At 72.5% G+C, this 21,629-nt stretch carries 19 protein-coding genes and 1 pseudogene; 11 read left to right on the top strand and 9 right to left on the bottom strand.

The window, feature by feature from the left end; translation table 11 throughout:
- Both IFT88_RS12520 and IFT88_RS12515 read right to left on the bottom strand, forming a co-directional pair.
- Positions 1-375: pseudogene (locus IFT88_RS12520) on the bottom strand (hypothetical protein); the annotation flags it as partial.
- 108 nt (positions 376-483) lie between these two features.
- A complete protein-coding gene (locus IFT88_RS12515) occupies positions 484-1,947 on the bottom strand; it encodes a CvpA family protein (RefSeq protein WP_192120958.1) in 1,464 nt (487 codons plus the stop codon).
- Between the two features lie 167 nt (positions 1,948-2,114).
- Here IFT88_RS12515 and IFT88_RS12510 point away from each other — a divergent pair, with 167 nt between their 5' ends.
- The 4 genes from IFT88_RS12510 (at position 2,115) to IFT88_RS12495 (ending at position 5,972) form a co-directional block, all read left to right on the top strand.
- On the top strand, positions 2,115-3,023 hold the full coding sequence (locus IFT88_RS12510) for an HpcH/HpaI aldolase/citrate lyase family protein (RefSeq protein ID WP_192120956.1): 909 nt from the start codon (positions 2,115-2,117) through the stop codon (positions 3,021-3,023).
- A 166-nt stretch (positions 3,024-3,189) separates the two neighbouring features.
- Positions 3,190-3,864 carry a PadR family transcriptional regulator gene (locus IFT88_RS12505; protein ID WP_043596219.1) on the top strand — a complete coding sequence of 225 codons (675 nt, stop codon included), beginning with the start codon at positions 3,190-3,192 and terminating at the stop codon, positions 3,862-3,864.
- Positions 3,865-4,034: 170 nt separating this feature from the next.
- Positions 4,035-4,916, top strand: a complete 882-nt coding sequence (locus IFT88_RS12500; protein ID WP_192120954.1) for a DNA/RNA non-specific endonuclease — start codon at positions 4,035-4,037, stop codon at positions 4,914-4,916.
- Between the two features lie 60 nt (positions 4,917-4,976).
- Entirely contained in the window at positions 4,977-5,972 is a 996-nt protein-coding gene (locus IFT88_RS12495) for a hypothetical protein (RefSeq protein WP_192120952.1), read from the top strand.
- Positions 5,973-6,290: 318 nt separating this feature from the next.
- Here IFT88_RS12495 and IFT88_RS12490 read toward each other — a convergent pair whose 3' ends face one another.
- Positions 6,291-6,650 (bottom strand): hypothetical protein, encoded by a 360-nt coding sequence (locus tag IFT88_RS12490; protein ID WP_043596232.1) that lies wholly within the window; start codon positions 6,648-6,650, stop codon positions 6,291-6,293.
- A gap of 235 nt (positions 6,651-6,885) precedes the next feature.
- On the opposite strand from IFT88_RS12490, the gene IFT88_RS12485 reads away from it, so the two are divergent.
- On the top strand, positions 6,886-7,623 hold the full coding sequence (locus IFT88_RS12485; protein WP_192120950.1) for a S1 family peptidase: 738 nt from the start codon (positions 6,886-6,888) through the stop codon (positions 7,621-7,623).
- Positions 7,624-7,787: 164 nt separating this feature from the next.
- On the opposite strand, the gene IFT88_RS12480 is transcribed toward IFT88_RS12485, so the two are convergent.
- From IFT88_RS12480 to IFT88_RS12470, 3 genes are all read right to left on the bottom strand, one after another.
- The gene (locus IFT88_RS12480) at positions 7,788-8,312 is read right to left on the bottom strand and encodes a GNAT family N-acetyltransferase (protein WP_043596225.1); all 525 of its coding nucleotides are present in this window, start codon (positions 8,310-8,312) and stop codon (positions 7,788-7,790) included.
- 40 nt (positions 8,313-8,352) lie between these two features.
- Entirely contained in the window at positions 8,353-9,717 is a 1,365-nt protein-coding gene (locus tag IFT88_RS17685) for a peptidoglycan DD-metalloendopeptidase family protein (protein ID WP_192120947.1), read from the bottom strand.
- 366 nt (positions 9,718-10,083) lie between these two features.
- Positions 10,084-10,524, bottom strand: a complete 441-nt coding sequence (locus IFT88_RS12470; protein ID WP_043593105.1) for a MarR family winged helix-turn-helix transcriptional regulator — start codon at positions 10,522-10,524, stop codon at positions 10,084-10,086.
- A 108-nt stretch (positions 10,525-10,632) separates the two neighbouring features.
- On the opposite strand from IFT88_RS12470, the gene IFT88_RS12465 reads away from it, so the two are divergent.
- Together IFT88_RS12465 and IFT88_RS17680 are read left to right on the top strand one after the other, a co-directional pair.
- A complete protein-coding gene (locus IFT88_RS12465; protein WP_192120945.1) occupies positions 10,633-11,808 on the top strand; it encodes a hypothetical protein in 1,176 nt (391 codons plus the stop codon).
- An 81-nt stretch (positions 11,809-11,889) separates the two neighbouring features.
- Positions 11,890-13,167 carry an FAD-binding protein gene (locus IFT88_RS17680; protein WP_192120943.1) on the top strand — a complete coding sequence of 426 codons (1,278 nt, stop codon included), beginning with the start codon at positions 11,890-11,892 and terminating at the stop codon, positions 13,165-13,167.
- Between the two features lie 76 nt (positions 13,168-13,243).
- On the opposite strand, the gene IFT88_RS12455 is transcribed toward IFT88_RS17680, so the two are convergent.
- The 3 genes from IFT88_RS12455 to IFT88_RS12445 form a co-directional block, all read right to left on the bottom strand.
- The gene (locus IFT88_RS12455; protein WP_192120941.1) at positions 13,244-13,912 is read right to left on the bottom strand and encodes a histidine phosphatase family protein; all 669 of its coding nucleotides are present in this window, start codon (positions 13,910-13,912) and stop codon (positions 13,244-13,246) included.
- 400 nt (positions 13,913-14,312) lie between these two features.
- On the bottom strand, positions 14,313-15,032 hold the full coding sequence (locus IFT88_RS12450; RefSeq protein ID WP_192120939.1) for a nucleoside/nucleotide kinase family protein: 720 nt from the start codon (positions 15,030-15,032) through the stop codon (positions 14,313-14,315).
- Positions 15,029-15,763, bottom strand: a complete 735-nt coding sequence (locus tag IFT88_RS12445; RefSeq protein ID WP_231567026.1) for a DedA family protein — start codon at positions 15,761-15,763, stop codon at positions 15,029-15,031. The genes IFT88_RS12450 and IFT88_RS12445 overlap by 4 nt, the downstream gene beginning before the upstream one ends.
- 164 nt (positions 15,764-15,927) lie before the next feature.
- Here IFT88_RS12445 and IFT88_RS12440 point away from each other — a divergent pair, with 164 nt between their 5' ends.
- The 4 genes from IFT88_RS12440 (at position 15,928) to IFT88_RS12425 (ending at position 21,623) form a co-directional block, all read left to right on the top strand.
- A complete protein-coding gene (locus IFT88_RS12440; RefSeq protein ID WP_192120936.1) occupies positions 15,928-16,890 on the top strand; it encodes an ABC transporter ATP-binding protein in 963 nt (320 codons plus the stop codon).
- Complete coding sequence (locus IFT88_RS12435) at positions 16,887-17,765, top strand: ABC transporter permease subunit (protein WP_192120933.1); 879 nt, start codon at positions 16,887-16,889, stop codon at positions 17,763-17,765. Before IFT88_RS12440 ends, IFT88_RS12435 begins: the two co-directional genes overlap by 4 nt.
- Positions 17,766-17,887: 122 nt before the next feature.
- Positions 17,888-19,411 carry a DHA2 family efflux MFS transporter permease subunit gene (locus IFT88_RS12430; RefSeq protein ID WP_199859213.1) on the top strand — a complete coding sequence of 508 codons (1,524 nt, stop codon included), beginning with the start codon at positions 17,888-17,890 and terminating at the stop codon, positions 19,409-19,411.
- A 727-nt stretch (positions 19,412-20,138) separates the two neighbouring features.
- Positions 20,139-21,623, top strand: coding sequence for an MFS transporter (locus tag IFT88_RS12425; protein ID WP_137847336.1), 1,485 nt, complete (start codon positions 20,139-20,141; stop codon positions 21,621-21,623).
- Positions 21,624-21,629: the final 6 nt, after the last annotated feature.

The following is a 21,629-nucleotide window of genomic DNA, read 5'->3' as shown; positions in this document are numbered from 1 at the left end:
GGGGCGCACGTCGCTGTCGGGGCCGTAGTAGTCGACGTTGCCGCCCGTGATCGGGAACGAGAACGTGCCGTCGGCGAAGGTCGCGGTGCCCACGACGCCGGGGGTCAGGCCGAGGGTCGTGAGGGCCTCGACGAACGACGCGTCGACGGCGACCTGGGTGTCGACACCGTTCGACAGGTCCGGGATGGACGCCGCGGGCAGGAGGCTCTCGCCGGGGCCGGGTTCGCGGGTCTGGTTGACGGGGTGCGTCGGAGCCGTGTTGTTGCTCTCGGAGTCCGAGGTCGAGGCGCAGGCCGCGAGCGAGAACACGAGGGCTCCGGTGGCGACGACACCGAGGACGCCTCGGCCGAGGGGGGAACGGAAGGGGGTGCGCATGAATGGTCCTTGTCTGTGCTGCCCGGTGGGGTTGATCGGTGTTCGACGCCCGGGCCGCGTCGGATGGGGCGAGGGGGCGACCGGGGGGGGTGCGCCCCCTCGCGGTGCTCAGTCCTGTTCGGAGAAGAAGCGGTCGACCTTGCGGTGGTACCGCTGACCCAGCAGGCCGCCGAGGACGGCTCCGGCGAAGCTCAGCACGACGACGAGGGCGAGCCCGATCAGACCGGCGAGGGACGACGACTGCAGGTCGTCCATCGAGGGCACGAACGGGTTCGGCGACGACGAGTCACCGGACTGGGTGCCGACGACGCCCACGACGACGGCCAGGACGATGGTGATGACCACGCCCCAGAGCCAGGTCGCGAGGCCCTGCTTGAAGCCGCTGAAGCGCGCGATGCGCGACGCCGTGTACCCGCCGACGAGGTACCCGAAGAAGATGATCGCGAGCACCACGATGCCCGAGGTCAGCGCCAGCACGTCGGCGTTGTCGGCCGTGAAGCTGCGCAGGTCGGTCATCGCGGTCGACCCCGAGGCGACCCCGCCCCAGGCCGCCAGGACGCCGCCGAAGATCGTGATCATGACGAGGCCGAAGCCCGTCGCGGCGAACCAGCCGAGCAGACCGGCGCCGAAGCGGATGCCGCCGAACTCCTCTTTCTGCTGGGCGAGCAGCTCACGGCGCACCGACACGTGGTCGATGCCGGAGTCCTTGATCAGGGGGTAGGCGTGGGAGCCGGTGTCGCGACCGGCGGCGGCACCCGCAGCCGCGCCTCTTGCTGCTGCCGCGGTCGGTGCGACGGCGGTGGGGGCGTCCTGGCCGAACGAGGGCTGACGCTCGGCCGCGGCGCGGTCGGTGGCGTCGCGCTCGGCGTCCGAGCGGTCGTCGACCCACCCGTCGTGCGAGGACGAGGAGGCGCCGGTCGCCGCGGTCGCGGACGCCGCGGTGGCCGTGTCGTCACGCCGGTCACCCGTGGCGGGGTCCCCGGCGCGGGCGGCCTCGGCGGCACGGAGGGCCTCGTCGTCGTGCAGCGGTCGGCGCGTGCCGTCGGAGGAGGCGGACCAGGCACGCTGGGCGGGCTCGGTCGGAGCCACCATCGGGATCGCCTCGGTGGGACGGCCGGACGAGGCCGCGTCCCGGTCGGACTCGGAGAGGACCTCGGTGTCGCGCGCGTCGGGGTCGGCCGACGAGCCGGCATCGGTCGACGCGTCGGCGTCGGCGTCGGCGGGTCGATCGGACGCCGTGTCGCCGGGGACGTACTCGGCGGGCACCGACTCGGGCAGCGCCTCCTCGTCGGACGGGGCGGGAGCGCCGGACGCATCACCGGTCGCACGGGCCTCGGCCACGACCGGGCGGTCCTCGGCGTCGGCGATCGGGGCCTGCTGCGTCGGGGCGTCGCCGCCGAAGTCGACGGCGGGGGGCTGCTGCGTCGGCACCTCGGAGCCGTACGGCACCTCGGTCTGCTCGACCGTCTCGCCGGTCTCGTCGGACCGCGGGGCGTCGTTCGTGTCGCCGTGCTGGGGATCGCGTCCCTCGTGGTCGGGGCGGTCGCGCCGCGGATCGTTCGCGTCGGTCATGGCTCACTCCTGTCGGTGGGGTCGTTCCCTGGATCTGTGATCCGCCTGAACGTTACGCCCGAACGGCACCCCGGGCCGGGAGCCCCCGCCCTGACCCGGAGGACTCACGGGCCCGGACGAGCCGGTAGCGTGGACCGGACAGCCGAGCGACGAAGGACGACGACGTCATGACCGACACCAGCCAGATCCCCTCCGACCCGACCGCGACCGACCCCGCGGCGACGGCCCGCCGGGGCCCGTCGGCCGGCCGCACGCGACCCAAGCCCGACATCGCCCGGTCGTGGCTGCTGGTCCCGGGCACCGCCCCCGACCGTTTCGACTCGGCTCAGGCCTCACGCGCCGACCAGATCGTCCTCGACATCGAGGACGCGGTCGACCCGGCCCGCAAGCCCGCCGCGCGCGACGACGTCGTCGCCTGGCTGACGGGCGGCGGCGAGGCCTGGGTGCGCATCAACGACCGCTCGACCGACTTCTGGTCCGACGACGTCGACGCCCTCATGGGCCTGCCCGGGCTGCACGGCGTCATGCTCGCCAAGACCGAGGCACCCGAGCACGTCACCGAGACCTTCGACCGCCTCGGAGGCGCGGTGCCGGTGCTCGCGCTCGTCGAGTCGGCCCTCGGCATCGAGGAGAGCCCCGCCATCGCCAAGGCCCGCGGCGCGTTCCGGCTCGCGTTCGGCAGCGGCGACTACCGCCGCGACACCGGCACGAGCGCCGACGACCTGGCCATGGCCTACCCCCGCTCACGCCTCGTCGTCGCCAGCCGCATCGGCGGGCTGCCCGGCCCGATCGACGGCCCGACGGTCGGCAGCAGCCACCCCGTCCTGCGCGAGCAGTCCGGGGTCGCGGTCGCGCTGGGCCTGACCGGCAAACTGTGCCTCGACGTCGAGCAGCTGCCCGTGATCAACGAGGTCATCAGTCCCACCCCGTCCGACGTCGCCTGGGCGCAGGACTTCCTCGCCGACTTCGAGGGCCGCGGCCGGGTCATCCGCGACGGCAGCGACCTGCCCCGCCTCGGCCGGGCGCAGAAGATCGAGAAGCTCGCCTCGGCGTTCGGGGTGCAGCCCGCGAGCTGACCGCACGACCGAAGGAGGCGCGTCCCACCCGGGATGCGCCTCCTTTTTTCGCGCCCGGAACACGATCGAGGCATTGACACGCGATAGTCAGCGACATATCTTTGACACATCGCGACAGGACGTCGCGATCACGACTTCTCTCCACCTGACCCGAAAGGAGTACCCCATGGGTACCGACTTCACCACCGAGAACCACGGCGACCCCCGTCGCCGGCACCACGACTTCCCCGACGCCCGACGCGACCTCCCCGGCCGCGGCGAGGGCCACGGCCGCTTCGGCCGTCCGTTCGGCCGCGGGTTCCGCCCCGGCCCCGGCTTCGGCGGCTTCGGCCCCGGTTTCGGCCCCGGCGGCCCGGGCTTCGGCCCCGGCGGCTTCGGGCCTGGCCGCGGCGGACGCGGCCGGGCCCGACGCGGCGACGTGCGCCTCGCGATCCTCTCGCTGCTGTCCGACGCCCCGTCGAACGGCTACGGCCTGATCAAGGCGATCGCCGAGCGCACCGACGGCGCGTGGAAGCCCAGCCCCGGCTCGGTCTACCCCACGCTGCAGCAGCTCGTCGACGAAGAACTCATCTCGTCCGACGAGGCCGCGACCACGAGCGCCTTCACGCTGACCGAGGCGGGCAGGGCCTACGTGGCCGAGCACGCCGACGAGATCGAGAAGGCCTGGGCCGCGACGGCCGACGACGCCAGCGACACCGACCGCGAGTTCCAGACCAGCCTCATGAAGCTGATGGGCGTCGTGAAGCAGTTCCACCACGACGGCAGCGAGGCCCAGCGGGCCGCCGCCACCGCCAAGCTCGACGAAGCCCGCCGCGCGCTCTACACGATCCTGGCGGACTGAGCCCTCGCGGGCTGAGCCCTCGCCTGTCGGTGACGTGAGCACCCGAGGAGGCGCGGTGTGGGGATCCCCCGCATCGCGCTTCCTTCGCGTGGTCGCGGCGCCGACCGGGCCGATGTCAGGGGTCGTGGGCAGGATGGCCCCACGAGAACGACGACCTGCCGGAGGCGCCCATGAGCACCACAGACGACCCCACCACCGCGAACCCCGTCGGGCTCGATCGTGCGGGGTACGACCCGTCGTTCCTCACGGTCGACGTGCCCTTGCCGGCCCTCCACACGCTCGCGCGAGAGCTGCCGTACGTCCACTTCACGGTGCTGCTCGACCCCGTCCGGCGGTTGGCCGCCCTGACGGCGGTCAACATCGACGGGTCGTCGCTGCTCGACCTCGGCCGAGGCGACGACTGGCACCTCGACGAACGCGTGCCCGACGACGAGCAGACGGGTCCCGAGGTCTACGCCTCGAACGACCTCGACCGGGGGCACCTGGTCCGCCGCCGCGACCCGGTCTGGGGCGAGCCGGTCGTCGCGGCCGCGGCGAACGTCGACACGTTCAGCTTCACCAACGCCGCACCGCAAGCCGCCGAGTTCAACCAGTCGAGAGAACTCTGGCTCGGCCTCGAAGACCAGGTGCTGCAGTACGCCTCCACACACCGGCAGCGGTTGACGGTGTTCACGGCACCCGTGCTGCTCGACGACGACGCGCCCTACCGCGGCATCCGCCTCCCGCGTCGGTTCTTCAAGATCGCGGCGTGGACGACGTCGGACGGCGGTTCGCTGCGCACGGCGGCGTACCTGCTCGACCAGTCCCCCGAGCTCGACGGCGTCGACCTCGAGGCCGCGTTCGCCCGTGCGCACGAGCAGGGCGACCCACCGCCACTCGGGCCGTACCGCACCTACCAGGTACCCGTCCGCGACATCGCCGAGATGACCGGCTTCGACCTCGCGCAACTCGCCGAGGCCGACACCCTGCGGCCCGTGCCCACGATCGAGCCGCCGGACGGCATCCGCGAGGGGTGGGTGCCGCTGACGTCGGTCGACCAACTGTCGTTCTGAGGCCGACGACCCCGGCTCGTCCAGGGGGCTCGCATCGACTCGTGCCACGATTCTCGGGCCATGGCACCGAACGACCCAGATCCCGTCGACCCCGTCGAGCCCCCCGACGCCACATCGCGCGGCGACGCCCGACCACTGCCGCCCGAGATGCCCATCAGCCTGACGATCCTGCGCGGCGAGGACGCGCCTCCGGTCCGGGCCGCGCCGTGGCGAGAGGTCCGGGTGGCCTTCCTCGTGCCGACCACCTCGACCGATGCGGCCTCCGGTGTCCGGCACCTGCTCGACGAACCCGAACTGCACTTCTCACCCGGGTTGCGCCAGGGCACGCTCGCGCTCATGCCCCGCCGTTCGGCGCTCCTCCGGGTCGTGCTCGAGTGGGAGTGGTCGGTCGAGGCCGCGTCCTTCTCCGTGAACTCCTTCGAGCCCGAGCCCTTCACGTCCGACGAACGAGACGCTCTCGAGTCGTGGTTGCGGGCGACGGCCCGCAGGCTCCACGTGTTCGAGGGGGCCCTCGCACGAGCTGTCGCCCGGGTCGACCACGACGTGGCGCGGGGCATCGACACGAGCTCTCCCGAATCCTCGTCGGCCGGCGCCGCGGCCGTGGCGCGGGCAGCAGATGCGGTGACGGGTGCGTCCGGTTCGGACGATTCGCGGCCCGGGGGCGTCCGAGCCGACGATCTCGCGACGGCCGGCCCGGCCGCCACGACGATGCGGACGGCCACCCTCGGCACGAGGCTCGCCTCCCCCGCCGCCGGAGCCCCCCACCCCGTGGTCGACGTCACCCTGCCGGACGCGAGCGACCCCGGCTGGGAGGTCTTCGTCGACGCCACGAGCCGTCAGACCCTCGGCTACCGCCGGACCCTCGACGACGACGGCGACGCCTACGCGTTCAGCTACCTCGTGGCCGACGACGTCGACGACGTCACACCCGACGACCTGGTCGACTGGCACGACCAGCACATCCAACGACAACTGCTCGTCGAGGACGCCCGCCAGGCGTACGTACACCTGCTCGCCGGGCTCGAGCCGCCCGTCTCGGTGCAGTACACGGTCTGACCGACCGACGCCGCGCCTCCTCGTCGACGGTCCGACCGACCCGCGCCGCGCCTCCTGGCCACCGGTTCTGCCCGCGCGGCTGGCTCTCGTGCACTCCTCGTCCGGCGCCGCACCCGGTTGACGTGCAATTCGCGACCTCGGGCAACCCCTCAGGCGTGCCGAACCCGACAACAGCCCGACGACGCGCCGCTCACGTACCCCTCAGGACGGCGTGTCGACCCCCGGATGTCGCGAATTGCACAAGAGGCGGAGAGCCGCAGGGGGCCGTAGGGAAGAGCGACGGGGGGAAGAGGGTGCGCGGGAACGGTCGAGCCCAGGTCAGGGGGCGACGTCGACGATGGCGACGAAGCGGGTGCCGACGCCGTCGACCTCGGCGCGCACGACGCCCGGCTCGGGCTCGGGCAACTCGTCCGCGCCGTGGTCGTCACAGCTGAGGTAGGTGTACTCGGGCCACCACTTCTTGGGGCGGGCGGCCTCGTGGTAGCCGCAGACGACGCACTCCAGCTCGACCCAGACCGGCTTGCCCGTGCGGTTCGCGCGGGACTGCACCAGCCAGGGCGGCGGCGTCCGTTCCATCGCGACGAGCTCGTCGACCGTCATCTTCGGCGGCAGCCCGTGGCGCTTGGCCATCTCGAGGGGGATGTCCAGTCGCAGGGCGGCGTCTCGTCGCGTGATCACCCGCACACGCTACCCGCCCGCCCGCGTCCGCCGCGAGCAGCACGTCTGTTGCCACGCGCAACACCCGGCGTCAAGTCGGCCAGAGTGCCGACTTGCCCCCGGACGGGGGCCAGGCGGAAGCTCGACCCAGGCGGGACGTGCCCGATCCACCGGGTCGGTCGATCACCGGACCGCCCGGCCGGCACCGCCCGGCCGGCCCCACCCGACACGCACCACCCGAACCAAGGGGAACCACATGAAGAAGTTCGTCGCCGCCGCCCTGACCGCCGCGGCCCTCGCCGTCGGATCACTCGGGGTCTCGACCTCGGCCGTCGCCGCCGGTCCCGACAACACGATCCGCTCGACGGACATCGTCGGCGGCCAGAAGGCACCCACGACGCCGTGGGCCGTGCAGCTGGTCTTCCGGACCGGGGGCACCGCGAGCTACGCCTGCACCGGCGAACAGATCAACGCCAGCTGGGTGCTGACCGCCCGCCACTGCATCGACGGCGTCACCTCGATGCAGGTCTACCACTCCAACAGCACGACGAACCCGGGCACCGCGATCGCCGTCGACCGCGTCGCCGCCGCCCCCGTGGGCGACATCGCGCTCGTGCACCTGAGCCAGTCGAAGACCCTCGGCAGCTACCCGTCGCTGAACCTCGGGTTCCAGGCGACCTCGTCGGGCACCGGCACCATCATGGGCTACGGCCTGCGCGCGAACTCGGTGCAGTCCGACGGCCTGTACCAGGCGACGGTCGGCCTCACCGGCCGCAGCACCGACGCCTACGGCGGGGTCGCGCAACACCTGAACGGCACCACCGGCGCGGCGAACCACGGCGACTCGGGTGGCCCCCTGATCGTGAACGGCCAGATCGTGGCCGTCTGCTCGACCGGCGACGAGGCCGACCCGGGCGCGAACACCCGCGCCGGGTCGAACTACGCCGTGCTGTCGCAGAGCTCGAGCTGGATCCGCTCGACGGCCGGCCTCTAGTCCGCCGGCGGGCCGGTCCGTCGGCGACGAACGACCACGGACGCCCGGCCCCCACGGCCCCGCCCACCCACGAAGCGCAGGAGGCGCGCCCCGGTCACGTGACCGGGGCGCGCCTCCGTCGTCGTGGCGACCCGCGCCTCCTCGGCGGCGTCAGCCGCCGGACGTCAGACGATCGGCTTCTCGAAACAGATCGACTGCGGGATGGTCGTGACGTAGGGCTCGTAGGTCGGGATGCGGGTGAACCCGATCTTCTCGTAGAGGGCGACGGCGTCGGGCTGGCGATCCCCGGTCTGCAGGATGAGTCGGCTCGCACCGCCCTCGCGGGCGACCGTCTCGAGCTCGGCCATCAGGAGTCGGCCGATGCCGCGGCCGCGCTGACCGTCCGCGACGATCACGCGCTTGACCTCCCATTCGCCGTCCCGGCTCTGCACGAGGGCGTGGCCGACGGGCGTGCCGCCGTCGGCACCGTCGTCGGCGACCACCAGCACGGTGGCCAACACGTTCGACGGGTGGACCGTGAGGGCGGCGTTCCGCGCCTCGACGACGGCGACGGGCTCGACGACGTCGCGGTGGTAGCGGACGGTCATCTCGGCGTCCATGGCGTCACGCAGGGCGACGGCACGGGGGTCGTCGAAGGCGACGCGTTCGAGGTGGAGCGGGGGCAGGGCGGAGGGAGCGGTGTTCGTCACCAGACGATTCTGCCCCCTCGGGCGGGACCCGGTGGACGTGCTACAGGCGGACGCCGCGCGCCGACATGAACGGCACGGGGTTCGTCGAGGCGCCGCCGACGCGGGTCTCGAAGTGCAGGTGGCAGCCGGTCGAGTTGCCCGTCGAGCCGACGAGCGCGATCAACTGGCCCGCGACGACGCTCTGCCCACGGGACACCTTGATGCCGCCGTTGACGATGTGGCCGTAGGCGGTCGAGACGCCTCCGCCGTGGCTGATCTGGATGTAGTTGCCGTAGCCGCCGGTCAGGCCCGCGAAGGTCACCGTGCCCGAGGTCGCGGCATAGATGGGGCTGTTGCAGCCGGGGGCCAGGTCGATGCCGTCGTGCATGCGGTAGACGCCGGTCACCGGGTTGACGCGCATGCCGTAGCCGCTCGACATGTAGCCGGCGCTGGGACGCACCCAGCCCGAGCCGGTCGAGGCACCGCCGCCACCGGACGAACCGCCGCCGGTCGACGGAGCGGGTGCGGGAGCGGAAGGCGTCGAGGGCCGGGCGGCGGCGGCCGCGGCAGCCGCGGCGCGCTGCTGACGGAGGGCCTCGGCCTGGCGGGCGGCCTCGGCGGCCGCCGCGGCCTTGCGGGCCTCTTCGGCCTGACGTGCGACCTCGACCCCGGTGGCGTAGTCGGCCTCGGTCTGCAGGCTCTGGTCCTGCAGCACGGCGAGCTGGCCCTGGAGGCGCGACTCGTTCTCTTGCTGGGCGGCGACGGCGGCCGCAGCGGCGTCGGACGCGGCCTGAGCCTCGTCCATCGAGACCTGGGCGGCACCCTGCAGCTTCACGAGCGCGTCCGAGGCGACCTTGGCCTGGTCGGAGAGCGACTGCGCCACGTTGCGGTCGTTCACGGCCTGCTGACGGATGCCGTCGGTCTGCTCGGTGAGCTTGCTCATCGCGCCGAGCCGGTAGAGGAGGTCGTCGGCCTGCTCGGTGTCGCCCACGAGCTGCGACGACACGTTGCCGCCACCCGTGCGGGCGAGCTGGGCCGAGACCTGACCGGCGCGCTGCTCGCTGGCGTCGGCCACCGCGGCCTTCTCGTCGGCCTGCGACTGCAGTTCGGCGAGCTTGGCGGCACCGGCGTCGGCGTCGGCCTGGGCCTGCTCGAACTCGGCACCGAGACGCTCGGCCTCGGCCTGGGCGGTGCTGGCGTCGCTCGCGAGCTGGTCGAGCAGCCCCTGGATGCGGCTGACCTCGGCGGCCTTGGCCGACTCGCTCGACCGGGCGGCCTGGACGTCTTCCCACGAGGGGTACGAAGCGGCCTGCGCGGGCGAGGCCCCGAGCACCGTGCCCGACACGACGAGCGTGAGGCTGAGCAGCACCGTCGCCACGGCGGCGGCGACGCCCTGTCGGCGGGGCAGGGTCACGGGCGAAGTCACGGAGGAGCACCTATCTCTGGTCGGCCCCGAGCCCGCAGGACGCGCCGGATCGACGGTCGTCGGGGGGTGGGGAACCCGATCAGCCTACGGGCGGAAACGGGAAGGGTAAACCCGCACATCAAGGTTTCTCGTCATCGGCTTGTCCCCAGTCGGGGGTTCACAGGGGGATGCACGACACGACTCCAGTCACACGAGTCACACGATCTGTACCCCGAATGACGAGGAGGCGCGGGTCGGCGACACCCGTCGCCCACGACGACAGGCATCGCCCGGGCGGGCCGGGACCCGGCGCCGGGGACCGGACGCGGGCGCCGATGCCGACGGACCCGGTCGCGGAGGCGGACGGGCCCGGACGCGCCGTCCGGGTCAGTCGACGAAGGCGGAGTTGAGACGGTGCAACGCCGCGGCGAGCGCGTCGACCTCGGCGGCCGTCCACCCCTCGAGCCGGTCGGCGAGAGCGGACCGGTTGGCGTCGACGGACCGGGCGAGCAGATCACGACCACGGACGGTCAGCGTGAGCGCCTGCCCTCGTCGCCCCTCGACCGCGGCCCCCTCGCCGGGCTCGACGAGGCCCAGCTGGACGAGTCCGCCGAGCTGGCGCGAGACGGTCGACCGGTTGAGGCCGAAGTCCGCCGCGATGTCGGTGGCTCGGCACCCGGGGTGGGCCGCGATGAAGGTGACGAGCGAGTGCTCGACGAACGACAGCGGGGCGCTCTTGTGCCGGGCGCGGGCGACGGCCCGTCGGGACACGGTCTCGAGCTCCGAGTAGACCGTGTCGATGCCTTGCTGCCCCCGCTGGTCCGTCACGGGGCCAGCCTAACGGCGTGCCGTCGGGAACACCGAGGGGGTCGATCGTGTTGCATACTGCAACTGTAGACCCGACGGGCAACGGCGCCCCCGACCACGAGGAGCCCCGTGACGACCACCGACCTGACCCTGCACCGCCCGGACGACGGCGCGCGCCCCGACCACGACTCGTTCCGTGGCGACCCTCTCCGTGGGCGGGACGACCGACCCGACCCGCGCCTCCATCGCGGTCACCAGCACGCCGGGCCCACGACCGTGCGCCGCCCGCGACCCGACGCCGCGGCCTGGCGGTCCCTCGGCCTGCACGTGCTCATCCCCCTCTTCCTGGCCACCGGCATGGCCCTCGCCTACCTCGGCGCCTTCGGCCACCCGACCCCCCACCACGTGCCCGTCGCCGTCGTGGGCAGCTCGGCCCAGAGCGAGGTCTTCGCCCAGCAGCTCAACGACGCCGACCCGGACGCCCTCGACGTGCGCACCGTCGCGGACGCCGACGCGGCGCGCAGGCTCATCACCGACCGCGAGATCTCGGGTGCGTTCGAGGTCGGCGCCACCGACGCGACCCTGTACGTCTCGTCCGCGGCGTCCGACACGACCGCGAGCGTCCTGCAGAAGGTGTTCGGACCGGTCGCCTACGAGCTCGGCCTGCCCCTGAAGGTCGACGACGTCGTGCCGAGCGGCGAGGGCGACCCGACGGGACAGGGACTGTTCTTCCTGCTCGTCGCCCTGAGCGTCGGCGCGTACGCGAGCGCCGCGGCCATCTCGGCGGCGAGCGCCCGGCTGGGACTCGGCTCGCGCCTCCTCGCCGGTGTCGTCACGGCCGCCGTGATCGCGGCGATCGGCACCGTCGTCGTCGGCCCCGTCTACGGCATCGTCACGACCGGCCTGTGGGGTGTGGCACTCGTCAGCTGGTTGTACGTCACCGCCGTCGTCGTGATCGGCATCGGCCTGCACCCCCTGCTGCGCCACTGGACGACGCCGGCCCTGACCATGCTGTTCGTCATGTTGAACTTCACCAGTTCGGGCGGCGTCTTCTCGTCGCGGCTCGTGCCGCCCTTCTTCGGGGCGTTGGGTGCCTTCTGGAACGGCTCCGCCTGGCTGCACGCCACGCAGTCGATCGTGTACTTCCCCGGCCAGGGCTGGGGCCGGGCCGGGCTGACGCTCTCGCTCTGGCTCGCCGCCGGTCTCGCCCTCGCCGGACTCACCCATCTCTGGAGCGTGCGCCGCACCCGGCTCGCGAACGAACGCGTGGCCGTCCGCGAGGACGAGGAGGGCATCGCGGCCTGACCCGGCAGGGGGCGCGGGCCGACCCGGCAGGCACCGCGGCCTGACCCGGCAGGCGTCGCGGGCGCGTGCGAGACTCGACCGGTGACGACGACGCACGAGACCCTCCGGCCACCCCGACGCGACGAGCGCAACTGGGCCGACAGCTTCAGCTACGGGGCGACCCGGGTCGTGCAGCCGACCACGGTCGACGAGCTGAGCGAACTCGTCGCCGGGGCCCCCCGCATCCGGGCGCTGGGCACACGCCACTCGTTCAGCGACGTGGCCGACGGCCCGGGCCTGCTGGTGTCGACCACGGCGTTGCCCGCCGACCCCGTGATCTCGGACGACGGCCACAGCGTCACCGTCGGGGCCGGCACGAACTACGCCGTCGTCGCGCAGCACCTCGACCGGCACGGACTCGCTCTGCTGAACATGGGGTCGTTGCCGCACATCTCGGTGGGTGGCGCGATCGCGACCGGCACCCACGGCTCGGGACTCGGCCTGGGGAGCCTGTCGAGCGCGGTGTCGGCCCTCGAGATCGTCGGGCCCGACGGGTCGCTCCGGACCGTCCGTCGTGGGCAGCAGGGCTTCGACGGCAGCGTCGTGGCCCTGGGCGCCCTCGGCGTGGTGGTCAGGGTGACCCTCGACGTCCAGCCCGGGTTCCGCATGCGGCAGGACACCTACGTCGACCTGCCCTGGTCGAGCGTCGAGGACCACTTGACGGACGTCATGGGAGCCGGTCACAGCGTCAGCTTCTTCCACGAGTTCGACCACCGCATCCGCGAGGTGCTGGTCAAGTCGCGCGTGCCCGAGGGCCTCGCCGACGTGTCGATGCCCCGTGACCTGTGGGGCGCCCGCCCCGCCCCCGTCGACGAGCACGCCGAGGTCACCGGCACGAAGTCGACCCCGATGGACGGCAGCGTGGGGTCGTGGGCCGACCGGCTGCCGCACTTCCGCATCGACGCCACCCCGTCGGTCGGTTCCGAACTGCAGAGCGAACACTTCGTCGCCCTCGAGGACGGTGCGGCCGCACTCCGCGCCGTACGACACCTCGGCGACGAGCTGCGCCCGCACCTGCACACCTGCGAGACCCGCACCGTCGCGGGCGACCCGCTCTGGTTGAGTCCGACACCGCAGGACAGCCTGGCCATCGCGTTCACCTGGAGGAAGCACCCCACCGAGGTCGCCGCCTTGATCCCCCGGATCGAGGAGGCGCTGGCACCGTTCAGCCCGCGCCCCCACTGGGGCAAGCTGTCGGCCCTGCCGCACGCGGCGATCGTCGAGGCCTACCCCCGGCTGGCCGACTTCGCCGCGCTCGTCCACGAGGTCGACCCCGAGGGCAAGTTCTCCGGCCCGGCACTCGAGCGCCTGCTCGCCTAGCCGTGCCGGGCGGCCGCCGGATCGGGGGTCGGACCGAGAGTCGGCCCCGGTGCCGGACCGACGGTCGTCTCGACGGTCAGTAGGACTCGCCGGTGGGATCGGCCGCGTCGAGGTCGAGCAGTTCGGCACCGCCGACGGGCAGGCCCTGCCAGGTCCGGAGGCGCCAGCCGCGGTCGAGGGAGCCCTCGAGCGTGACGACGCCCGTGTTCTCGAGCAGGTGGTGCCGGATGAACTCGTCGTCGGCGTTGACCGCCCGCGACCCGACCCAGGCGCGGATGGCCGCGCCGTGGCTGACGGCGGCGACCGTCTCGTGACCGTCACGCTCGCCCGCGGCGATCAGGTCGGCCAGCGCCGCGTCGTAGCGGGCGAAGAACTCGTGCCCGTCTTCCGAACCGGGCACCCGCGCGTCGAGGTCACCCTCCGCCCAGGAGAAGACGCAGCCGACGTAGGCCGTGACCGCGGCGGCGTCGCTGCGGTCTTCGAGGTCACCCGCCTTCACCTCGCGCAGCCCGTCGAACACCGTCGGCGTCAGCCCCGTGGCGGCTGCCAGAGGAGCCGCGGTGAGCTGCGTGCGCACGAGCGTGCTGACCGCGAGCGCGCCGATCGTCTCGTCGGCGAGGGCCGTGGGCAGCGCCTCGGCCTGGCGCCGACCGAGGTCGGTGAGCCCCACGCCGGGGGCGACGGTGCCGAGCTTGCCCTCGACGTTGTCGGGGGTCTGACCGTGGCGGATCAACAAGAGGCGCATGATCGTCCACCCTAGGGCGGACCTCCGACACGGTCGGCCGGTCGGCCGGTCGGCCGGTCGGTCGGTCGGTCGACGAACGCGACCCGCGCCTCCCGGACTCGGTGCGCACGTCCCGGCCCGCGCCTCCCGGACTCGGCGCGCACATCCCGGCCCGCGCCTCCTGGACTCGGTGCGCACATCCCGGCCCGCACATCCCCTCCGCCTGTGCAATTCCCGACCGCTGCCGGCCTCGTCGATGGGCCGAACCCGACAACTCCGCCGGGACACGCCGCTCACCTTGGTTGCACACCGGCATGTCGCGGCGCCTGTCGCGAATTGCACAGCGAGCGGGTGGTGAGGAGCAGCGGGCGGCGGCAGGGACAGGGAGGCGGGGGCGAGGAGGCGCGGTGCGGCCGGGCGGTCAGGCGTCGGGCCAGAGGCGGCCGGCGTCCACGACGACGTCGGCCCGGGCGCGGGTGGCCCGGACGAGCCGGGCGTTCGCCTCGTCGGGGCCGGCGGCCCAGGCCTCGGCGGCCTCGGGCGTCATGCCGAAGCGGACGTGGCGGTCGACGAGCCAGCGGCGTCGGAGCCCGGACGGGGTGTCGACGAACCACACCTCGTCGAACGCCGAGCGCACCTCGGACCACGGCGCGAGCTCGGCCAGCAGGTAGTTGCCCTCGCTGACCACGACCTCGACCGACGGGTCGACCTCGACCGCGCCGCCGATCGACTCCTCGACGCCGCGGACGTACTCGGGTGCCCACACCGTCCCCGACCGCGACCGCAGCCGCTCGAGCAGGGCGAGGTAGCCGTCGGCGTCGAAGGTGTCGATGGCTCCCTTGCGGTCGAGACGGTCGAGTCGGGCGAGGGTTGCACCGGCGAGGTGGAAACCGTCCATGGGGACGACGACGGCGCGCACCCCGACCCGCGTGAGGCCCTCGACGACGGCCGCGGCCGCCGTGCTCTTCCCGCCACCGGGCTCACCCGCGACGCCGATCAGGGTGCGGACGGGCGTCGGGGCCGACCCGACGGCCGAGGCGAGGCCCGCGGAGGAGCCGAGCCGCGCCTCCTGCGTCCGGGCGTGGACCGCGAGGGCACGGGAGACGAGGTCGCCGACCGAGCCGAGCGGCGCGACGGTCACTCGGGGCGGCCGGCCGAGCCGGGACGGGTGCCGTCGTCGTCGCCGACGTCGGCGGTGCGCAGCTCGGTCAGGGCGGCCTCGCGGCGCGACCGGCGCCAGGCGAGCAGGGCGTGCAGGGCGATCGGCACGACCGACAGCACGACGAGCACGACCGCCAGCACGTCGATGTGGTCGCGGATGAACGGGATGCCGCCGAGCAGCGAGCCGAGCACCGTCATGCCCACGGCCCAGAGGAAGGCGCCCGTCACGTTGAAGAGCAGGAACTTCGGGTACCGGTAGCCCGCGGTCCCGGCCGCCAGAGGGACGTAGGTGCGGACGATCGGGACGAACCGGCCGAGGATCAGGCTCGTGCCGCCGTACTTCGCGAAGAAGGCCTCGGCACGTTCGAGGTAGGCCGTCTTCAGGATGCGCGCGTCGTCCGTGAAGAGGCGGCGGCCGAAGCGGTTGCCGAGGAAGTAGCCCACCTGGTCGCCCAGCACCGCGGCGACGAAGGCGCAGAGCGCGATCACCCAGACCTGCAGCCCCAGCGCCTCGTGCAGCACGCCGGCGGTGAAGAGCAGCGAGTCGCCGGGCAGGAAGGGGAACAGCACGCCCGACTCGATGAAGACCATCAGCGAGATGCCGGCGAGGGCCCAGGGCCCCAGGGCGGGCAGCAGCTCGTCGGGGTTGAAGAGGACGAACCCCCCGCCGGTCGAGGCGGGCAGGGCGGCGAGCAGGGTGTCGGCGATCACGAGGGACGACTGTAACGGGTCGACCCCGGGAGGCGGCGTCCACCGAGCGGACCACTCGTGCATCCACCGGTCTCGGCCGGGCGGGGGATGCCCCCGGGCGCACCGCGCCCCTAGCCTGGGGCGATGCGGACACCCCTCAGCATGCCGACGACAGGACGCACGCGATGATCGAAGCCCGGAACCTCACCAAGATCTACGGAGACAAGCGCGCGCTCGACGACGCCACCTTCACGGTCCGACCCGGTCTCGTCACCGGGTTCCTCGGCCCGAACGGCGCCGGCAAGTCCACCACCATGCGCATGATCGTCGGGCTCGACCGCCCCACCAGCGGCAGCGTCACGGTCAACGGCAAGCGGTTCGCGGACCACGCGGCCCCCCTGCACGAGGTCGGCGTCCTGCTCGACGCCAAGGCCGTGCACACCGGTCGCAGCGCGCACGACCACCTGCTCGCCATGGGCGCCACCCACGGCATCGGCAAGAAGCGCGTCGACGAGGTGATCGCCCTGACCGGCCTCGAATCGGTCGCGAAGAAGCGCGTCGGCGGGTTCTCGCTCGGCATGGGCCAGCGCCTCGGCATCGCTGCCGCGCTGCTCGGCGACCCGGCCACCGTCATCCTCGACGAGCCCGTCAACGGCCTCGACCCCGAGGGCGTCGTCTGGGTGCGCACCCTGGCCCGCTTCCTCGCGAGCGAGGGCCGCACCGTGTTCCTCTCGTCGCACCTGATGAGCGAGATGGCGCAGACCGCCGACCACCTCATCGTGCTCGGGCGCGGCAAGGTGCTCGCCGACTCCCCCATCTCGGACGTCATCTCGCAGGCCTCGGGCGACGCCGTCCGCGTCCGCAGCCCGCACGCCGACCACCTCGTCTCGTTGCTGCAGGGGCCCGACGTCGCCGTCACGGCCGTCGAGCGCGGCGTCGTCGAGCTGCGCGGCATCACCGCCGAGCGGGTCGGCGACCTCGCCGCCTCGTCCGGCGTCGTGCTGCACGAGCTCACCCCGCTGGTCCGCTCGCTCGAGGACGCGTACATGACCCTCACGCAGGACTCCGTCGAATACCACGCAGGAGGCGCGGCGCGAGGCAGCCACGTCGCCCCCGACACGCAGACCCCCCAGGGAGCGACCCGATGACCGCCACGACCCCCACCCGTCACCGCGACCGACCCGCGCGCCCGACCTCGAAGCTCACCTTCGGCGGCGTGCTGCGCAGCGAGGTCATCAAGCTGCGCACGCTCCGCTCGACCTGGTGGTGCCTGTCGATCATGGTCGTCATCATCGTCGGCTTCGGTGCCCTCTTCGCCCTGAGCGCGGGCCTGTTCCAGGCCGGCGAGGCCAGCACCGAACAACAGCAGCAGATCGTCGCGCAGTCCGTCTCGGTCGGCGTGGTGTTCGGCCAGCTCGTCGCGTCGATCCTGGGCGCCCTGGTGATCACCGGCGAGTTCGGCACGGGCATGATCCGGTCGACCTTCTCCACGGTGCCCAAGCGTCTGCCCGCGGTCGTCGCCAAGCTCGTCGTGGTCGCGCTGACGCTCTTCGTGGTGTCGCTGGTCGCCCTCGTCCTGACCCTGCTGATCAACAGCGCGATGCTGCCGTCGAACGACATCACGGTCGACTTCGGCGACGGTGCCCTCTGGCGGAGCGTGGTCGGTGCGGCGGCCTCGATCGCCTTCATCGGCATGATCGCCTTCTCGCTCGGGGCGATCATCCGCAACGGTGCCGGCGCCATCGCGGCCTCGGTCGGCCTGGTCTTCGTGCTGCCGATCATCGTGCAGATCTTCACGGCGTTCGTCGACGCCGCGTGGGTCTACACGCTGGCCGAGATCATCCCGCCGAACGCCGCCGCCCGGCTCTACGACTACGTCGTCTCCGGCCAGTCGGCCGTGGCCCTGCCCAGCCCGGACGGAGCCCTCGTCCTCGAGCCGTGGAGCGCTCTGCTCGTGCTCGTCGGCTGGGTCGTGGTGCTCTTCGGTCTGGCGCTCGCGCTCGTCAAGCGACGCGACGTCTGACCGACCGGCACCGTGCCTCCTCGGGGTGACGTCGGGGCGTTCGTGACGGATCGGGAAGAACCGGACCGTCTCGTACGTTCGGACGCACAGGCATACCCGCCGTCACCTCCGAGGAGCCCCATTTGAGCATCGACCCCTCTCCCCCGACGACCGTCGGCGACAGCCGAGCCGGCGAGAGCCGAGTCGGCGACACCGCGACAGCGGGTGCCGACGGCGACCAGGCCGGCACCGAGGCGCGCAACAAGCTCGTCATCGGGCTGCTGCTCGTGTCGGCCTTCGTCGTGATCCTCAACGAGACCATCATGGGCGTCGCCCTGCCGAGCCTCACGCGCGACCTCGACATCACCGTCACGGCGGGGCAGTGGTTGACCACGGGCTTCATGCTCACCATGGCCGTGGTCATCCCGATCACGGGCTTCCTGCTGCAGCGCTTCAACACCCGCCCGGTGTTCATCACCGCGATGAGCCTGTTCAGCCTCGGGACGGCCATCTCGGCGATCGCCCCCGGCTTCGGCGTGCTGCTGCTCGGCCGCGTCGTGCAGGCCTCGGGCACGGCGATCATGATGCCGCTGCTGATGACCACCGTGCTCACCCTCGTGCCGCCGGCCACTCGCGGCCGCACGATGGGCAACATCTCGATCGTCATCTCGGTCGCCCCGGCCATCGGTCCGACGATCTCGGGCGTCATCCTGAGCGTGCTCGAGTGGCGCTTCATGTTCATCCTCGTCCTGCCGATCGCCCTCGTGGCGCTCGCGCTCGGTGCCGCCCGCGTCAAGAACGTCACCACGCCGAAGAAGGTGCCCCTCGACGTCACCTCGGTGATCCTGTCGGCCTTCGCCTTCGGCGGCATCGTCTTCGGGCTCAGTTCGATCGGCGAGGGGGCCGAGGCCGCCGTCCCCGCCTGGGTGCCGCTGGCCGTCGGCGTCGTCGCGCTCGTCGCGTTCGTGCTGCGTCAGCGCTCGCTGCAGCGTCGCGACCGCGCCCTGCTCGACCTGCGCACGTTCTCGTCGCGCACCTTCACGATCTCGGCGTCGGTGCTCGGCGTCGGCATGATCGCCCTCTTCGGCACCCTGATCGTCCTGCCGATCTACCTGCAGAACGTGCACGGCCTCGACCCGCTCGCCACCGGGCTGCTGCTGCTGCCCGGCGGTCTCGTCCAGGGCCTGCTGTCGCCCGTCGTGGGGCGCCTGTTCGACAAGTACGGCCCGACCGTGCTGCTCGTGCCCGGCACCACCCTCGTCAGCGCCGTGCTGTGGTTCATGTCGACGGTGTCCGAGTCCACCCCGATCCCGATGGTCCTCGCCGCCCACGTCGCCCTCAGCATCGGCCTGGCCTTCATGTTCACGCCGCTCTTCACGTCGGGCCTCGGGTCGTTGCCGTCGAACCTGTACTCGCACGGGAGCGCGATCGTCGGCACGGTGCAGCAGCTGGCCGGCGCAGCCGGCACCGCCGTGTTCGTCACCGTGATGACCCTCGCCGCCACCGCGGCCGCCAGCCAGTCCGGTGCGGGTGCCGCCGCGACCGGAGCCGGCGTGCGCGCCGCGTTCCTGGTCGGGGCCATCATCTCGGTGTTCGCCGTCGTGGGGTCGTTCTTCGTGCGGCGCCCGCCGGTCGTCGAGGGCGCCGAGCCGGTCGTCGCGCACTAGCCTGCCGCGACGCACGGCGCGCGGCGCGGGACGCACGGCGCGTCGACGCTGTGCGCTTCGGCGCCTCGTGAGTCGTGGCTCTCGAGCTGCCGATGGTCACGGCCCTCCACTGCTGAGGAGCCGACCGTCGGCAGCTCGTCGTCGTGTCGATCGACCGTGAGGTCGAGGACCGTCGCAGCACCGACGGCCCGAACCGCGTGATGCCGTGCCCGGTCAGCCCGATGGCACCGGCGTCGTACCCGCGCCCGCGCCACCTCAGCCGCTGCGGGTGCGGGTGCGGGTGACGGCAACTCCTGTCCTGGGGCGCGCCCGGCCTCCGGGTCCCTGTCTTCCTGGTCCGCACCTCATCGCCGGTCCTGCGTTGCCGACGCGAACCCCTCAGCCCCTGCGGGTGCGGGTGCCGGCTGCGGTGCTCGACCAGTTCGCCCATGGACCGCTGGGTGCGGGTGAGGCTGCGGGTGCAGGTGCAGGTGCAGGTGCAGGTGCAGGTGCAGGTGCAGGCAATTCCTGTCCTGAGGTGCGTCCCGCCTCCGGGTCCCTGTCTTTCCGGCCCGCGCCTCGTCGGCGGTCCTGCGTTGCCGACACGCGCCTCCTCGGGCTGCCGCTTCCTCGACGTACGGGCCGATGCGGACACGGGCTTCGAGCGCGAGTAGCGTCCTGGCACGTGCAGATCATGCAAACTTGCAGTCCGCGCACCCGTCGTCACGCACCACCGGGAGGCCGACCCATGACAAGCTCACCCACCACCTCGCCGAACGGCGCCTCGGGCGGAGGCACGCGCAGCCTCGTCCCGGCCCGGATGGACCGTCTGCCGTGGACGAGGTTCCACTGGTCGATCGTGGTGGGCCTGGGGTTCTCGTGGGTGCTCGACGGGCTCGAGATCCAGATCGTCGCGTCGGCCGGGTTCCAGGCCGACCTGGGGCTCACCGCAGCCGAGGTCGGACTGCTGGGCACGATCTACCTCGTCGGCCAGGTCTTCGGGGCACTCATCTTCGGGCGGATGGCCGACAGCCTCGGGCGCAAGAAGCTGTTCATTCTGACCCTGGCGATCTACCTCGTGGCGAGCGCCATCGCGGGCCTGTCACCGAACTTCGTGTTCCTGGCCGTGTTCCGGTTCTTCGCCGGGGCGGGGATCGGCGGGGAGTACGCCGCCATCAACTCGGCGATAGACGAGCTCATCCCGTCGAAGTACCGAGGACGCGTCGACATCGCCATCAACGGGACGTACTGGGGCGGCGCGGCCCTGGGCGCCACGGCCAACATCTTCCTGCTCGACCCGGACCTGTTCGCCGAGAACGTCGGCTGGCGCATCGGGTTCTTCATCGGCCCGGTGCTCGGACTCGCGATCATCTACCTGCGCCGCCACATCCCCGAGAGCCCACGGTGGCTGATGACGCACGGACGCGAGAAGGAAGCCGAGGCGACGGTCGACGACATCGAGGCCCGCGTCGAGAAGGACGAGGGCACCGGCCACCTCACCCCCGTGTCGGACGACCAGGCCATCGAGGTGGTCGCCGCGGGGCGGATCGGGTTCGGCACCATCATCCGCACCTTGGTACACGACTACCCGAAGCGCACCTTCGTCGGCGCCGCGATGATGATCACGCAGTCGTTCCTGTACAACGCGATCTTCTTCACCTACGCGCTCGTGTTGCAGAACTTCTACGGCACGAGCCCCAGCAGCACGCAGTACTTCTTCCTGATCTTCGCCGTGGGCAACCTGCTCGGACCTCTCGTGCTGGGGCCGCTGTTCGACAGCTGGGGTCGGCGTCAGATGATCTTCCTGACGTACGCCGTGTCGGCCGCCGTGCTGGCCGTGTCGGCGATTCTCTTCCAGGCGGACGTGCTGAACGCCGCGACGCAGACCGCGTTCTGGAGCGTCTCGTTCTTCTTCGCCTCGGCGGGCGCCTCGTCGGCGTACCTGACCGTGAGCGAGATCTTCCCGCTCGAGCTGCGGAGCCAGGTGATCGGGTACTTCTTCGCCCTCGGCCAGATCGTCGGGGCCGTGGCCCCGAGCCTTTACGGCGCACTCATCGGCGACGGCAGCGACCGGGGGCCACTCACGGGCGGGTACTTCCTGGGCGCCGGCGTCATGCTCGTCGGCGGCGTCATCGCACTGATCTTCGGGGTCGACGCGGCTCGCAAGTCGCTCGAGACGATCACCACGCCCCTCTCGGTCGTCCCTGCGTCGAAGGAGCCGCCGCGGCGCTGACGTGGC

It is taken from the genome of Frigoribacterium sp. CFBP 8751, from assembly GCF_014841545.1.
Classification (GTDB): domain Bacteria; phylum Actinomycetota; class Actinomycetes; order Actinomycetales; family Microbacteriaceae; genus Frigoribacterium.
The sequence above is the reverse complement of the archived record's forward strand: the minus strand, read 5'-3'. Positions and strand labels throughout refer to the sequence as shown.

Bases quoted from the DNA above. Each gene is read 5' to 3' on its own strand.
- IFT88_RS12515 (WP_192120958.1), bottom strand. From the start codon at position 1,947: ATGACCGACGCGAACGATCCGCGGCGCGACCGCCCCGACCACGAGGGA.
- IFT88_RS12510 (WP_192120956.1), top strand. From the start codon at position 2,115: ATGACCGACACCAGCCAGATCCCCTCCGACCCGACCGCGACCGACCCC.
- IFT88_RS12505 (WP_043596219.1), top strand. From the start codon at position 3,190: ATGGGTACCGACTTCACCACCGAGAACCACGGCGACCCCCGTCGCCGG.
- IFT88_RS12500 (WP_192120954.1), top strand. From the start codon at position 4,035: ATGAGCACCACAGACGACCCCACCACCGCGAACCCCGTCGGGCTCGAT.
- IFT88_RS12495 (WP_192120952.1), top strand. From the start codon at position 4,977: ATGGCACCGAACGACCCAGATCCCGTCGACCCCGTCGAGCCCCCCGAC.
- IFT88_RS12485 (WP_192120950.1), top strand. From the start codon at position 6,886: ATGAAGAAGTTCGTCGCCGCCGCCCTGACCGCCGCGGCCCTCGCCGTC.
- IFT88_RS12455 (WP_192120941.1), bottom strand. From the start codon at position 13,912: ATGCGCCTCTTGTTGATCCGCCACGGTCAGACCCCCGACAACGTCGAG.
- IFT88_RS12440 (WP_192120936.1), top strand. From the start codon at position 15,928: ATGATCGAAGCCCGGAACCTCACCAAGATCTACGGAGACAAGCGCGCG.
- IFT88_RS12435 (WP_192120933.1), top strand. From the start codon at position 16,887: ATGACCGCCACGACCCCCACCCGTCACCGCGACCGACCCGCGCGCCCG.
- IFT88_RS12425 (WP_137847336.1), top strand. From the start codon at position 20,139: ATGACAAGCTCACCCACCACCTCGCCGAACGGCGCCTCGGGCGGAGGC.